The 13,161-nt window shown below is 64.6% G+C and carries 15 protein-coding genes; 8 read left to right on the plus strand and 7 right to left on the minus strand.

Features of this window, described 5'->3' with window-relative positions; all coding sequences use genetic code 11:
* Nucleotides 1–12: 12 nt before the first annotated feature.
* Together tolQ and ybgC are read right to left on the minus strand one after the other, a co-directional pair.
* Complete coding sequence (gene tolQ / locus MB84_RS08010; RefSeq protein ID WP_039399508.1) at nucleotides 13–687, minus strand: protein TolQ; 675 nt, start codon at nucleotides 685–687, stop codon at nucleotides 13–15.
* Nucleotides 688–725: 38 nt separating this feature from the next.
* Nucleotides 726–1,208, minus strand: coding sequence for a tol-pal system-associated acyl-CoA thioesterase (ybgC, locus tag MB84_RS08015; protein ID WP_046291401.1), 483 nt, complete (start codon nucleotides 1,206–1,208; stop codon nucleotides 726–728).
* A gap of 363 nt (nucleotides 1,209–1,571) precedes the next feature.
* Between ybgC and MB84_RS08020 the strand changes: the two genes are divergently transcribed.
* Both MB84_RS08020 and MB84_RS08025 read left to right on the plus strand, forming a co-directional pair.
* Nucleotides 1,572–2,420 carry an NAD(P)-dependent oxidoreductase gene (locus MB84_RS08020; RefSeq protein WP_245725562.1) on the plus strand — a complete coding sequence of 283 codons (849 nt, stop codon included), beginning with the start codon at nucleotides 1,572–1,574 and terminating at the stop codon, nucleotides 2,418–2,420.
* Between the two features lie 336 nt (nucleotides 2,421–2,756).
* The gene (locus tag MB84_RS08025) at nucleotides 2,757–3,515 is read left to right on the plus strand and encodes an IclR family transcriptional regulator (RefSeq protein ID WP_046291403.1); all 759 of its coding nucleotides are present in this window, start codon (nucleotides 2,757–2,759) and stop codon (nucleotides 3,513–3,515) included.
* Nucleotides 3,516–3,566: 51 nt separating this feature from the next.
* On the opposite strand, the gene MB84_RS08030 is transcribed toward MB84_RS08025, so the two are convergent.
* From MB84_RS08030 to MB84_RS08050, 5 genes are all read right to left on the minus strand, one after another.
* Nucleotides 3,567–4,190 (minus strand): SRPBCC family protein, encoded by a 624-nt coding sequence (locus tag MB84_RS08030; protein ID WP_084009659.1) that lies wholly within the window; start codon nucleotides 4,188–4,190, stop codon nucleotides 3,567–3,569.
* On the minus strand, nucleotides 4,159–4,689 hold the full coding sequence (locus tag MB84_RS08035; protein WP_046293550.1) for a glycine cleavage system transcriptional repressor: 531 nt from the start codon (nucleotides 4,687–4,689) through the stop codon (nucleotides 4,159–4,161). The genes MB84_RS08030 and MB84_RS08035 overlap by 32 nt, the downstream gene beginning before the upstream one ends.
* 250 nt (nucleotides 4,690–4,939) lie before the next feature.
* Complete coding sequence (locus MB84_RS08040; protein WP_052653040.1) at nucleotides 4,940–5,602, minus strand: phosphoribosyltransferase; 663 nt, start codon at nucleotides 5,600–5,602, stop codon at nucleotides 4,940–4,942.
* A 125-nt stretch (nucleotides 5,603–5,727) separates the two neighbouring features.
* Entirely contained in the window at nucleotides 5,728–6,489 is a 762-nt protein-coding gene (locus tag MB84_RS08045) for a sulfite exporter TauE/SafE family protein (protein ID WP_046291404.1), read from the minus strand.
* Nucleotides 6,490–6,608: 119 nt separating this feature from the next.
* Nucleotides 6,609–7,307, minus strand: a complete 699-nt coding sequence (locus tag MB84_RS08050) for a phosphatase PAP2 family protein (RefSeq protein WP_052653042.1) — start codon at nucleotides 7,305–7,307, stop codon at nucleotides 6,609–6,611.
* A 501-nt stretch (nucleotides 7,308–7,808) separates the two neighbouring features.
* Between MB84_RS08050 and MB84_RS08055 the strand changes: the two genes are divergently transcribed.
* The 6 genes from MB84_RS08055 to MB84_RS08075 all read left to right on the plus strand — a co-directional run bounded on the left by MB84_RS08055 (nucleotide 7,809) and on the right by MB84_RS08075 (nucleotide 12,589).
* Entirely contained in the window at nucleotides 7,809–9,485 is a 1,677-nt protein-coding gene (locus MB84_RS08055) for a restriction endonuclease (RefSeq protein WP_084009661.1), read from the plus strand.
* Between the two features lie 93 nt (nucleotides 9,486–9,578).
* Nucleotides 9,579–10,106 carry a DUF2501 domain-containing protein gene (locus tag MB84_RS08060; RefSeq protein WP_425415890.1) on the plus strand — a complete coding sequence of 176 codons (528 nt, stop codon included), beginning with the start codon at nucleotides 9,579–9,581 and terminating at the stop codon, nucleotides 10,104–10,106.
* A gap of 179 nt (nucleotides 10,107–10,285) precedes the next feature.
* On the plus strand, nucleotides 10,286–10,930 hold the full coding sequence (locus MB84_RS08065; RefSeq protein WP_046291406.1) for an FMN-binding negative transcriptional regulator: 645 nt from the start codon (nucleotides 10,286–10,288) through the stop codon (nucleotides 10,928–10,930).
* 127 nt (nucleotides 10,931–11,057) lie between these two features.
* Nucleotides 11,058–11,216, plus strand: coding sequence for a hypothetical protein (locus tag MB84_RS29820; RefSeq protein ID WP_157122662.1), 159 nt, complete (start codon nucleotides 11,058–11,060; stop codon nucleotides 11,214–11,216).
* Between the two features lie 51 nt (nucleotides 11,217–11,267).
* Complete coding sequence (locus MB84_RS08070) at nucleotides 11,268–12,212, plus strand: DNA/RNA non-specific endonuclease (RefSeq protein WP_245725513.1); 945 nt, start codon at nucleotides 11,268–11,270, stop codon at nucleotides 12,210–12,212.
* A gap of 95 nt (nucleotides 12,213–12,307) precedes the next feature.
* Complete coding sequence (locus tag MB84_RS08075; RefSeq protein WP_046291409.1) at nucleotides 12,308–12,589, plus strand: hypothetical protein; 282 nt, start codon at nucleotides 12,308–12,310, stop codon at nucleotides 12,587–12,589.
* Nucleotides 12,590–13,161 lie beyond the last annotated feature (572 nt).

Raw genomic sequence — 13,161 nt, forward strand, 5'->3', positions numbered from 1 at the left:
CTCCCGGAATGCTTAGTGAATCTGCCGTTGCAGGATGTTGGAGAATTCTTCGACGAAACTCTCGAAGCGGATCGACAGCCGGTCGATGTCGGTGGCGAAGCGGTTGTAGGCAACCACGGCAGGGATAGCGGCGAACAGACCGATGGCAGTCGCCACCAGCGCTTCCGCGATGCCCGGCGCCACGTTGGCGAGCGTTGCCTGTTGCACGTTCGAGAGGCCGCGGAAAGCGTTCATGATACCCCACACCGTACCGAACAGACCAATGTACGGGCTGACCGAACCGACCGATGCGAGGAACGGCAGATTCGCTTCGAGCGAGTCCATTTCACGTTGGTAGCAAGCTCGCATGGCACGGCGCGCGCCGTCCAGAATGGCGTGCGGATCGTTCAGGCCTTTCTCGCTCGCCTTGATGTATTCGCGCATGCCCGATTCGAAGATGCGTTCCAGTGCACCGGTCTGGTGACGGTTGTTCAGTGCGCTTTGATACAGCGCCTGAAGATCGCCGCCGGACCAGAAGTCGCGCTCGAAGCGCTCGGTCTGGGCGCGTGCGCGGCGGATCGCGAAGATCTTGCGGAAGATGTGGGTCCACGAGAGCAGCGAGAGCAGCAGCAGCAGGCCCATGACTGCCTGGGCGAGAACGCTGGCATGCATGACCAGCGAAATGATGGAAAGGTCTTGATCGGGCATGGTGTGGTTATTGACTGACCGGAATTATTGTCCTGGCTTCAGGCGGCTGCCGATCGGGCAGCTGCATCCGCTAAGGCTTGAGCCGTCCTGGCTGCCGATTGCATGGCGAGACGCACGTGCGCGGGAATCTTGCCGGGGCGCAATGTGTCCGAGGCCACGCAGCCGATTTTGATGCTCCCGCGCGCCAACAGTTCGCTGCTGCCGTCGGGGGCGTCGCGCCAGGCTTCCTGAAGGAAGTCGACGGAGGCGCCGCCAATTCGTTCGATGCGGCTTTTGATGACGACGAGGTCGTCGAGCCGGGCAGGGCTCAGGTAATCGAGTGCCGTGGCGCGCACAATAAAGATCATTCCGGTATTGCGGGCCAGTTCAAGCTGCTCGATGCCGAGCGAACGGAGCCACTCGGTTCGGGCCCGTTCGAAGAATTTCAGATAGTTGGCGTAGAAGACGACGCCGCCGGCGTCTGTGTCCTCGTAGTAAACGCGAATTGACCAACGGGTATCAAAATCAGCCATGCCGCGCATTGTATCGGAACGCAGCGGTAACGCCAGTCACGGAAACACAATTTTTCAAACAGGCCCGAACCCCCGATTGTTACGAGCGATTATTGAATGCCGTCCGGACGGTCCGGATGAGCACCAAACTGGGGCGAAATCGCCGTGACGCCCCGTGCGACGGGGGATAGCGCTGGCGCGCGGGCGGCTGCCGTCTCTATAATGACGGCTCGCAAGCCCCCTGTATTTCAGATAAGACCGACGTCCACGCACGCCTGCACCGTGCGCCCTGCGGTCACTCATAGTGAACCAACCTGCGAGGCCCTTGAATTGACTTCCCCCACAACGCAATCTCCCGCGTCCCTTCGCGTCGCCTTTCTCGGTCTGGGCGTGATGGGATACCCGATGGCTGGCCATCTGCAACGCGCCGGCCACTCGGTGACGGTCTATAACCGTACGGCGGCCAAGGCGCAGCAATGGGCCAAAGAGTACGGCGGCAATGCTGCGGCCACGCCTGCCGAGGCCGTGCGCGACGCCGACATCGTTGCCGCATGCGTGGGCAACGACGACGATCTGCGCAGCATCGTGCTGGGCGAGCATGGCGCGTTCGCAGGAATGAAGGCCGATGCCGTCTTCGTCGACCACACCACCGCCTCGGCCGATGTGGCGCGCGAGCTGTACGCCGTCGCGCGGGAGAAGGGCCTGCATTTCGTCGACGCCCCGGTCTCCGGCGGCGAAGCGGGCGCCAAGAACGGTGTGCTCACCATCATGTGCGGCGGCGACGCCCCGGCGTTCGACCGCGTGTCGGCCACGCTCGGTGCTTATGGCCGAGCCGTCACGCGAATCGGCGAAGCCGGAGCCGGTCAGTTGGCCAAAATGGTCAACCAGATTTGTATCGCTGGACTGGTGCAAGGGTTGTCGGAGGCCATCAACTTCGGTCAGCGCGCCGGGCTCGACATGCCGCTCGTGCTCGACGTCATCAATAAGGGCGCAGCGGCCAGTTGGCAGATGGACAATCGCGGCCAGACGATGATCGACGGCAAGTTCGATTTCGGCTTCGCGGTGGACTGGATGCGCAAGGACCTTGGGCTATGTCTGGCCGAAGCGCAGCGTAACGGCGTTTCGCTGCCGGTCACGGCGCTCGTCGATCAGTTCTATGGCGACGTTCAGGCACTGGGCGGTTCGCGCTGGGACACGTCCAGCCTGATCCACCGTCTGCGCGTGTTGTCGGGCAAGGCTTAACTGTCAGGGCGTCAGGGCGTCCGTGTTCGGGCGTCCGGCACGGGTGCGCTACAGCGCGGACGGTTTGTGACGCGGGTCGCAGGCCGTCCGGGACGCGCTGTCTTCCGCGCGCTGTGCGTGGGTATGAAATATCCGGCATCTCTTCGGGTTTATCTGCAATCGTCTGAATAGACGATTGGCACTAGAATGCGGAAAACGGGACGTCGCGGCGCGACGGCACGGCGGCGTGGAAGCTTGGGAGCGGGCTGGCGCGGTGGCGTGTCGATGTGGGACTGGAGGGAGCCGCCGCGAGCGATAACGATCTAGAACACAACTCGAACCCGAGACCCAACCGGCATGAGCAATCAGTCGAACGCCGCGGCCGTCCGCGCATTTCGTATTCTCGAAATCCTCAGCGCCTCAGGCGCCCCGATGACACTCGCGGAGATCGTCGCCGCGATCGGTCTGCCCAAGCAGACGGTGCATCGCATCCTCAAACAACTCGAAGCCGCATGGCTCGTGACCCGTGAAGCGGGCAGCCGACACTACGAACCGTCGTCGCGCGTGCGCGCCATGGCCGTCAATGCCCTGATGCACTTAGGGCCGGCGGCGGCGCGCCATGCCGTGCTTCAGCAACTGGTCGACAAGTTGGGCGAGACCTGCAATCTGTCGATGCTGTCGGGCGACGACCTCGTCTATCTCGATCGCGTGGAGACCGACTGGTCGCGTCACCTCAAGCTCTCGCCCGGCTCGCGCGTGCCGCTGCACTGCACGGCCAGCGGCAAGCTGTTGCTGGCGTTCCTGCCCAGAGCGCGACGCGAGAAGCTGATCGCGCACCTGCCGCTGCGCCCCCGTGCGGAGAACACGATCACCGATCTGGAAGATTTGCGCCACGAACTCGTCGAGACGCGCAAGCGCCGTGTCGGCACGAACAACGAAGAGCACGTGCCGGGCATGATCGCCGTCGCGGTGCCGGTGATGCTCGACCGCAACCGCGCGTGTGCGGCCATCGCCGTGCAGGCGAGTGCGCAGCATTGCACGCTCGAAACGCTCATGACGTTCCTGCCCGAGCTGCGGCATGCCGCCGAGACGATGGCGGCGACCTTCAACGAGTAAGCGTCCACGGACAGTGTGGACGGGGTGGACAGGAACGGCGCAGGCCGTCGCTTACTGCCCCGCGCTGCTGGCGGTGTTCGGCACCGATGCCGGTGACGGCACGCCCGGCGCGAGCGCCTCGAATACCTGCTCAAGCTGCGAGGCCCCCTGCGCCGACTCGGCGCGCATGCGCGGGCCGATAAAGACCGGATCGAGGATCAGAAACAGCAGATTCGGGGTGCGATACATGAAGTCGCGCCTGAAGCGCGTGCCCGTGCCGTCCGGCGTGAGCGTGTAGCGCACTGCACCCGACGGCCGCCGGTTGACCTCGCCTTCGATGCGCCATTCGAACGGCGGCTTCGCCTCCACGACCTTCCAGTGAAGGATGCCGTGACGTCCCGCGAGCCGGAATTCTTCCGCCACCTCTTCCCCGACCGTCAGCGGATGATCGGTCACGCCTTGCACGGCGAGCGATGCCGGATGCCATTTCGGCCAGTTCGCCGGCGTCGTCACGTAGTCGTAGACGGCTTGCGGCGGGGCACGCAGCGTGACCACAGTCACGACATGTGTCTGGCGCTCGAACGGCAGGGGCAACAAGGACAGCAGGGCGACGATGGCCACTGCCCCGAGCAGAAACAGGAAGACTCGCTTCATCGGCACGCGCTCACGCACCGGGAGGCGAATCGAGTTCGACATCGACCATCAGGTCGTCGGCAAGGCTTTCCAGCACCTCGCGCAATGCGTCGGTACTCACGCTCGCGGGCACATGCAGGCGCGCCGTCGCACGAAACAGCGTGCCGCCCGACATCGAGCCCTCGACACACTCGGTGGCGAGTTCGTCGATGGAAATGCCGCGCGTGAACAGCACGTGCGAGATTTCCTTGACGATACCGGGATGGTCCTGTCCGACCAGATCGAGCTGAAGTGCCCGCGCGCCCGGATCGGCGGCGGCGCTTTGTGCGGGGGTGACGGAGATTTGCAGGCCGTGCGTCTGGAGTGCGTGCAGCGCTTGGGTAAGCGCTTCGGTGTGCTCGTCGGGAACCTGAAGATGGACGATGCCGGCGAACTGGCCGGCAAGATTGGCGAGGCGACTTTCCAGCCAGTTGGCACCGGCGGCGGTGGCGCGATCGGCGATCGCATTGACCAGACCCGGGCGATCCGGACCGATCACGTTGAGAATCAGGGACGTCGTCATCACAGGCTCCATCGACACTGAGGGGCAAGAGGCGGCGCATGCCGCGCACGCATGATTCGGGATGAACGGGTCACTCAAGGTGAGCCGACCGATACGTTGTGCGCAGCAGGCTCAAGTGTAGTGCAATCGCGGGGTGCGCCGCTACGGCGGGCAATGCCGGATACCCGGCCATCGTCGCGGAGGCTCATGCGACGGTGGCTGAAGGGCGCTGGCGGGCGTCCCTGATGGATGACGACGACGAATCAAGGCATCAGGGACGATCCGCGGCCATCGCCAGCAGGGCCACGACGGTGGCGTCGTCCGTCTGCGCAAAGTCGCTGTACGCCACGCTGACCGCATAGAACGGCTGCGGCGTTTCCAGACAGACGACCGCGTCGGCCAGTGCGCTCAGGCGCGCGATGGCGTCGCGCGCGCCGACCGGCGCACACGCCACGAGCGGCGTCGCGCCAAGCCGTCGCATCGCGCGCAACGCGGCCGTCATCGTGGCGCCCGTTGCAATGCCGTCGTCGACGATGACCACGGGGTGTCCCGTGACGTGCGGTGCGCCGCGTCCGGGCGTATAGGCCTGACGCCGCTGCTGAATCAGCGCCCGCTGACGGGCGCTCTCATGCGAGAGATACGTGCCGGTTGCGCCGAGCGAAAGCGCATGGTCGGCAAGAAAGATGCCGCCGAATTCGTCGACTGCGCCGACAGCGAGTTCGGCCTGATGGGGCGCTCGCAGCTTGTGCGCGAGCAACACGTCGAGCGTGCCGTTCAACTGGCGCGCGATCGGCATGGCGACCGGCACACCGCCTCGCGGGATAGCGAGCACGAGGGGAGGTGCACAGCGCGACAGCAACGCGTTCGTGGCGAGCACTTCGGCCAGCGCATTGCCTGCGGCGGCACGATCGAGAAACGAGGCTACGGCAGACATGGCAGGGGCGCGGGGCGAGCCCGATAGCGACGAGAATCTTCCCATCGTAACGCCGTGGGCTGATGCTCGTTTGCATCGGACGCGTTTCAGACGTGCTTGTATTCGCTTGTCCTTGTGCCGACGTCTTAACGTGCGAGCAGTTCGGGGACCGTGCCGACGAGCAACGTCACGCCGGAGCAGGCCAGCAGCGCCAGCACCATGCGCCGGAACATGTGATCGGAGAGGAACTTGTAAGCCCACGCGCCCGCGAGTGTCGGCAGGATCATCGACGGCACGGCAATCGCGAACACATGCAGTGTCTGCGCCGTGATCACGCCATGCACGGCGTACAGCGTGATGGTGAGCGTGTGCATGACGATGAAGAAGATCTGCATGACGGCGCGCTGCATGTCCTTGTCCCATCCGCGCAACGTGCACCAGAGCGTCGGCACCACGCCGACGAGCCCGCCAATGCCGCCCATCACCCCGCCGATGAAACCGACAACGCCGTCGGCCGCGCGGCCGCCGTGTGCAATGCGTGGCAGGTGCGCCGCGAGCAACAGGATCGAACAATAGACGACGAGGATAGCCCCGATACTCGCCCGAAACCACACCGGATCGAGGTAACGCAGAATCCACACGCCGACCGGCACGCCCACCAGTCCGCACAACACGAACGGCGCGAGACGCGCCAGCGGCACGGCCCGACGCACCGTCCGCAACGCGAGGATCTGGCCGACGAGCGAACAGAAGGCGGCAAGCGGACCTGCGAGCGTGGGCGGCAGTGACCACGCCCAGAACGACAGGGCGACCAGACTGAACGCAAAGCCGGACAAGCCTTGGACAAAGCCGCCGATACAGGCGCCGACGATGAGCGGGAGGAGGGGAAGCAGTGGATCGGCGGTCATGTTTTTTGTTTTCCGCCGACATTATGCTGCGATCCCATGCGCAGATGCACGGGATCGTGGCGTGCGTGAGGCGCTGCGCTATGCGCCGTTCGGACCGTCGTACGCGTCGTACGCGTCGTTCAGGCGTGACGGCTGGCCTGCCGGTGCTGCCAGCCCATGACGAAGAGCGAGCCGACGGCGATACCGAGGGCAGCCCCGGCGAGCGCGTCGCTCGTCCAGTGATAGGCGGCGGCGAGTTGCCCGAAGGCCGTCAGTGCGATGGCGATGGCGCACGGCACGCGAAGCACTTGATGACGCAGCGCGAGCACGGTGGTGAACGCAAGCATCACGGTAAGGTGGCCAGAGGGGAACGACGCGAAGGCCGCGCTGCCGCCGCCGAAGAACCGGAACTCGAAAACGCCGTCGCGCAAATACGACGGATTCTCGTGGATCCACGTGGCGGGCCAGGTGCGTCCGAAGACGAATTTCAGCGCTTGCTTGGCCAGGCTGCCAACGCCGACAGCGCCTGCTGCGAGCCACAACGTCACCGCCCACGACGGCAGCTTGCGGCGGAAGAACAACACCGCGCCGACGATCAGGAACGTTGGCCATGCCGCCACGAACAACGGCGCGGGCAACTCTGCGATGTGCTGAATCCAGCGAGTGCCTTGCGTGTGTGCATGTGCGAAGTCGACGACAGGCCGGTCGATCCAGGGAATCGCGACGAGGGCGAGCAGCAGGCAGGCCAGCGCGCAGAACCATGCAGTGCGCAGACAGGGAGTCGAAGTGGCGGCGGCGGGCGGGTTGGCGGGGGCGGCGTTCGGCGAGAGTTCAGTCATGACGCGAATTCGGAGAAGAGGAGGCAACCGCCGGAAGTCGGGAGCAAGCGGCACCTGGCGACGTTCAGCTAGATCGCGTCATGGTAGTCGCCTTTGCTGTCCCGCAGACGAGCTCGTCCCAAAAGCGGGGTATTCACGCGGCGTTGAGCCGCGTTCGGTACGCGAACCCGCCGACGTACGTCATCGAAGGCCGTTGGCGTTGCCGACCCATGCGTCGCCCGTCTGCCGGGAGGGCGCGATGGCGAGGCCCCGCCCCCGGAGCTTGCCCGGAAGCGATGGCGGATTGATGACGATCAGTATGCTGGCGTTGCAACCGTGACATGCTCCGATCTCTTGCGAATCAAAGATTTTTTTGCGGCGAACCGGGGCAACGTCCTACAATCGTCCCCTACGCAATTGTCGGATATCGTCGGCGGCCAATGGCTCGCCCGCATGACAATGCCGCGAGAAAGACAGGCCGTTCTGGCGCATCTCGGCCACTGTCTGAGTACGGTCTGAGGTATGGCAGTCAATTCGCTCGTCAAAACAAAATCAAAATTGCATGCGGGGGCAGTAGTGAATCGGGGATTCGAGAGCATCATCGATCGGCTGGCGCGCGAGTTCTGGCGCGCAGCACACACGCGCGAGCAGCAGCACGCACAATCGCAGTCGCGCTCGCTGGCGGAAGTCCGCGCGCTGGATCAGGCGCAACGCGCCTGGGAAGAGGCACCGGCCGCCGACCCGGTGGCGAGCGAGCGCCTGCGGCTGGCATGGCGACAGGCGGAAGCCGCCGCCCAGGGCGCACGCGCGAAGTTCGAAATGGCGCGACTGGCGCGTCTGCTCTCCGACGGGCTCACCCGCGACCTGCGCATTCCTCCGGCCGATCTGCGCGCGCGCAACACGCCCCCCGTGCTCGATACGCGACATTTGCCGAAGATTCTGGCGAAGCCCGAGTGGGAGACGTTCGCACCGGAAAAGCCGGGGCGACTGGCGCTGGCGATGCCCGGTGCGTCCGGACGCTACGAGCAGGCCGTCGCCAAGGCGCGCAGCGAGTTCGTCCACGCGGAGCGCGAATACGAAGCGTCGAAGATTCGCCGGACCCAGGGGTCGATGATCCTTCAGATCGCGCAGCAAAAGGCGACGGAAGCCGCGCGCGCCGAGAGCGCCCGTCAAAACGCGGCCGTGGCCGATTTCGAAGGCGCACTCCTGCGCGGCGAGGCCGCTGCCGTGACGGGGTACGCGCGCATCGTGCTCAGCCGCAGTCCGTATCCGGAAGCGTTCCAGCAAACGCTCGCTGCGCATTACGTCGAGAACCTCAAGCTGCTGGCCATCGGGTACGACGTGCCGACGCTCGACGCTGCCGTGCCGACGGCGCTCGACTATCACTACAACGCGGCGGAAGACGCCATACAAGGGGCGACCGTCGGTGACGCCGTCCGCGCGCAGGCCTATGCCGGTGCGCTGCAACAGATCGTATTGCGTTCGCTGCACGAGTTGTTCGCCGCCGATCCGCTCAGACACGTGAATGCGGTTGTCCTCAATCTGTACGCCAGTGACGGCGACGCGCGCATCTGCCTCGCGAGCGTGCACGCAGCGCGCGCCGATTTCGCGGCGCTCGTGCTGACCGAAGGCGACGCCGCCACGCATCTGGCGGCGCTCGGCGCACGCGTGTGGGCGCGACCCGACGCGCTGCAAGCGGTAACGCCGGTGGCAGGTGTGGATATGACACAGGTCGTCACCGATGCCGATGTGGCCGTCGACCGCCGTTTCAATCTGATGACGCTCAGCGACAAGGACTTCACGCAGGTGATGTTCCATCTGCTGCGTTCACATGGTTTCGAAGGCCCTCCGCTGGTGCCTGGCGAAAAGGGAGGCATGCTGATGTGCCGCGCCTGGGACCCGCATCCGATTTTCGGTGGCGATGTCGTCGTCCACATCTTCCGCGAGATGGATCGCAGCGCACGGCTGGAACTGACGGCGGCGCGTGCGATGCTCTCCGAGATGCAACAGATCGGTGCCGCACGCGGCATGCTGATCACGACCGGCGAGTTCGACGACGGCGTGGAGGAGTTCGCGCGCGACCGACGCATCGAACTGCTCTCCGGACATCATCTCGTCTTCCTGCTCAAGGAAAATGCCGGAGTCGACGCCAGTGTCGTCGTGCCGGAAACCGTGGATGCGACTGCGGCGCCGTTCTGACGCGCGCGGGATGTGAGGACCGTGGGAGACGGCCTGCTATAGTGGCTCGGTGGCTCGACCTGACCCCACGTCATTCACATCCCGGAGGATCATATGTCCCGACGTATGGAATGCAAGGCAAGCCCCGCAACCACAGCGGGCCTGAAACGATGGGCCGGTGTCGGCGCAGCGAGCGTCGCACTGGCGATGGCCGCGGGTATGCCGACCGCGGCGCATGCGCAACTCGATTTGCTGAAGAACGCCGTCGGCGGCGGTAATTCGGGCGGCGGCGATAGCGGTGGTCTGGCGAGCAGCCTCGGCGGCCTGGCGTCGGGCGGGAGCGGATCGCTCACGTCGAGCAGCATCGGCAATGCGACCGGTATCCTCCAGTTCTGCATCAAGAACAGCTATCTCGGCGGTGCGAATCTGAATTCTGCGACGGACGTGAAGGACAAGCTGCTCGGCAAGATCGGCACGCAGTCCGGCTCACCGGCCGCCAGCCCCGGCTATCTCGACGGCGCGAAGGGACTGCTGTCGTCACCGGACGGCAAGACCGTCGATCTGAACGGCGGCGGCCTCAAGGAACAGCTCACCCGCAAGGTCTGCGACAAGGTGCTCGATCAGGCCAAGTCGTTCCTTTGACCGTTCCTCCGACTGCGCGGTCCTGATGCCTGACGGGCGGCGAGTGCCTTCCGTCAGGTTGCTTTTCGACACTCAGGCGTGGCATCAAAAAAATCATCGATATTGGGTCTTGGCCCAGAGCCACGCGTGGACGTACGCTTAGCGTCATACCAACCCCACCGCCATGTCCGGAGTCATCGATGTATCAGCCTGCCGCCTTCACCGAAGATCGCCCCGAAGTCCTGCACGATCTCATTCGTACGCATCCGCTCGGACTGCTCGTGAGCGCCGGAGCGCAGGGGCTGATCGCCGATTCGATTCCGTTTCTGATGTACGCCGACGAAGGTGAGTTCGGGACCCTGCGCGGGCATCTGGCACGCGCCAATCCGCATGGACCGGCGTTGCGCGATGTGGACGATTGCCTGGTCGCGTTCACGGGGCCGCAGGGATACATCACGCCGTCGTGGTACGCCGCCAAGGCTGAGCACGGCAAGGTCGTGCCGACGTGGAACTACGCGGCCGTGCAGGTGTGGGGCAAGCCGCGCGTGATCGACGACGCGGCCTGGCTGCGGCGTCTGGTGGCCGACCTGACGAACTCGCAGGAGTTGCGCCTGCCCGCGCCGTGGGCGGTCGAAGATGCGCTGGCGGACTTCATCGACGGCATGCTGCGTGCCATTGTGGGTGTGGAGATTCCGATTCGTCGCATCGAAGGCAAATTCAAGATGTCGCAGAACCGCGCGATGCCCGACCGCGTCGGCGTGGTGAACGGGCTGCGTGCGTTGGGGGCGGACAGCGAGGCATTGGCGGCGCTCGTCGCGCAGCGTGGCGACGTGCCCGACGCCTGAGCGGGGCGCACGGCGGCGCGCTCGCGTCGCTGACGTTGGTAACGAAACGAAACAATTCTGCGCGGCACGGATGGGCTTTGTGCAGACATCCCCGCATACAATGCGGCAACCCAACCCGGATGCCGCAATGAAGACGCTGCTTCTCATGCTCGCGTTGATGCTCTGCCTGCTCTTTCTCGAGCAGGCCTGGATGCCGAGCGCGCAGGCGGACGAGTGTGACAATCTCGGCCCCGCGCAGACATTGCAATGCGCCGCTTACGGCGCGGGGAGCGTCGTCCCCGAATAGCCGCTCATCCGCTACAATCGCACCCCCTTACGTCTTCCCCAAAGCAGTGCGATGAAGCAGTCTCGATGGACGGTTACCGCAGTGCGCGCAAGCCGCTTGCGCGCGATGGCCGGGCAGTTGGCAATCTCTCTTTCCCTTTCTTCCATACTCGCCGTCGGGGCAGTCGCTGCGGTTGTGGCGTTCCCGAACGCAGCCAAAGCTGCGGCATCGGCCTGCGGCGATCACTACTGGTCGGGCACGGCCCCCGACATCGCCAACAGCGCCATGACGCGTGCCGCCCGTGAGGTGTGCTTCAGTGCGTTCGGCGTGATGCACTCGGGCGTGACGCGCACGCCGCTCTGGTCCGCCGAACATCTCACGCGCGCCGGACTGAGCGACGCCCGTCGGATCTCGCGCGTGAACAACTTCCACGCCGAGTCGCAACTCCCTGCAAGCGAACGCGCCGAGTTGCGCGATTACGTGCGCTCGGGCTACGACCGTGGGCACATGGCGCCTTCCGCCGACATGCCGGACCCGCAGGCACAGTCCGAAAGTTTTTCGCTGTCGAACATGGTGCCGCAGAACAGCGAGAACAATCGCTACCTGTGGGCGGGCATCGAGTCGAGTGTGCGCAAGCTCGCGCAGGACCGAGGCGAGTTGTTCGTGATCACCGGGCCGCTTTTCAAGGGCAAGACGATCACTCAGGTGGGCGACCGGGTGATGGTGCCCACGCAGCTCTTCAAGGTCGTCTACGACCCGAAGCGCAAGCAGGCGGGCGCGTATCTGGTGGCGAACGAGGCGACGGGCGACTATTCGGTCGTGAGCGTGGCCGAACTCGAAAAGCTCGCTGGCATCGACTTCTTCCCCGGCATGCCCGCGAGCGTCAAGAGCACGGCGATGTCCCTGCCTAAGCCCAAGGCGGCGGGCGGCGGCAGCAAGCGAAAACGCGAGCAAGACGTGCCGACGTACCGCGAAGTGCAGACGGTGCTCGACATCTTGCGTACGATCATCCGTTAAGCTGCTCTGGCAGCATCCGGGATGTCCCCGAATGTTGCCGGGCGCCGCCGCCCAACCGGTCTTACGACCGATTTCCCCCCGATTCAGGAGTCCTCATGACGTCATCGTCTTCCGCCAATGACCGCTTCGCGCCGTTCGCCAACGATGCCGATGCCCTCTCGCTCGGCGAGCTGAACGTCGAAAACCATACGGATCACGTTGTGATCTTCGGCAATCTGGAGTTGCGCCGCGACGCCGAAGGGTTGCGCCACGCGCGGGCGCTCAAAGCGGTGCTGGATGCCGTGGTGAACGAGCTTGCCGACGCCGACTTGCCTGCGCATGCCGAAATGCCCGCCGGGACGACCGCGAAAGAAGTCAAAAACCCGTTTGAATCCTGACGGGTATGGACAGCGTCGCGCCCCGGGCGGATCGCTTCCCCCGGATTTACCCCAGATTTGTCGTTTATTTAAAAAATCGATGTTGCGCCGCACGAAACGCGATGCGCGATGCCTGTTCCCTGGCCGACCACGTACCTCTGCGGTCCTGATTGCCCGAGTGCGAGCTGCGGCATGCCCGCGTGTGTCGCACTCACGGAAACGATGGATGCCACGGTTCATGCGGGTTGCGCGACAACTTGTCGCACCTGCGACATTCTGTCGCATTGACACGTTCCGCCAAAAATTGGGAATCACGTCATCGTGACGGTATTCGGGGTCGCACTTTACTGTCTCGAAAACCATACGAATCAACCGTTTGGCTTGCGGCGACGCAGCACGGATAAGGGGTTTACCGTTCGCAGACAAAGCGCATACTAGCCCTGCGTCTCGTCGATTCCGATAGCGAGAATCGATGACCGGCAAGGCTACGAGCACTAAACAACGCGAGGTAACTTATGCACATCCGTTGGAAAAAAGTGTATTCGAGTGGGTGGGGAACGATTCATCACGATGCACCCCGTTCCCATCGCAGC

This window comes from Pandoraea oxalativorans (genome assembly GCF_000972785.3).
Classification (GTDB): domain Bacteria; phylum Pseudomonadota; class Gammaproteobacteria; order Burkholderiales; family Burkholderiaceae; genus Pandoraea; species Pandoraea oxalativorans.

Coding starts and splice junctions, on each gene's coding strand:
- tolQ (WP_039399508.1), bottom strand. CDS start 687: ATGCCCGATCAAGACCTTTCCATCATTTCGCTGGTCATGCATGCCAGC.
- MB84_RS08020 (WP_245725562.1), top strand. CDS start 1,572: ATGGGATACCCGATGGCTGGCCATCTGCAACGCGCCGGCCACTCGGTG.
- MB84_RS08055 (WP_084009661.1), top strand. CDS start 7,809: ATGGCAGTCAATTCGCTCGTCAAAACAAAATCAAAATTGCATGCGGGG.
- ybgC (WP_046291401.1), bottom strand. CDS start 1,208: ATGCGCGGCATGGCTGATTTTGATACCCGTTGGTCAATTCGCGTTTAC.
- MB84_RS08025 (WP_046291403.1), top strand. CDS start 2,757: ATGAGCAATCAGTCGAACGCCGCGGCCGTCCGCGCATTTCGTATTCTC.
- MB84_RS08070 (WP_245725513.1), top strand. CDS start 11,268: ATGAAGCAGTCTCGATGGACGGTTACCGCAGTGCGCGCAAGCCGCTTG.
- MB84_RS08035 (WP_046293550.1), bottom strand. CDS start 4,689: ATGACGACGTCCCTGATTCTCAACGTGATCGGTCCGGATCGCCCGGGT.
- MB84_RS08060 (WP_425415890.1), top strand. CDS start 9,579: ATGTCCCGACGTATGGAATGCAAGGCAAGCCCCGCAACCACAGCGGGC.
- MB84_RS08075 (WP_046291409.1), top strand. CDS start 12,308: ATGACGTCATCGTCTTCCGCCAATGACCGCTTCGCGCCGTTCGCCAAC.
- MB84_RS08030 (WP_084009659.1), bottom strand. CDS start 4,190: ATGTCGAACTCGATTCGCCTCCCGGTGCGTGAGCGCGTGCCGATGAAG.
- MB84_RS29820 (WP_157122662.1), top strand. CDS start 11,058: ATGAAGACGCTGCTTCTCATGCTCGCGTTGATGCTCTGCCTGCTCTTT.
- MB84_RS08045 (WP_046291404.1), bottom strand. CDS start 6,489: ATGACCGCCGATCCACTGCTTCCCCTCCTCCCGCTCATCGTCGGCGCC.
- MB84_RS08065 (WP_046291406.1), top strand. CDS start 10,286: ATGTATCAGCCTGCCGCCTTCACCGAAGATCGCCCCGAAGTCCTGCAC.
- MB84_RS08050 (WP_052653042.1), bottom strand. CDS start 7,307: ATGACTGAACTCTCGCCGAACGCCGCCCCCGCCAACCCGCCCGCCGCC.
- MB84_RS08040 (WP_052653040.1), bottom strand. CDS start 5,602: ATGTCTGCCGTAGCCTCGTTTCTCGATCGTGCCGCCGCAGGCAATGCG.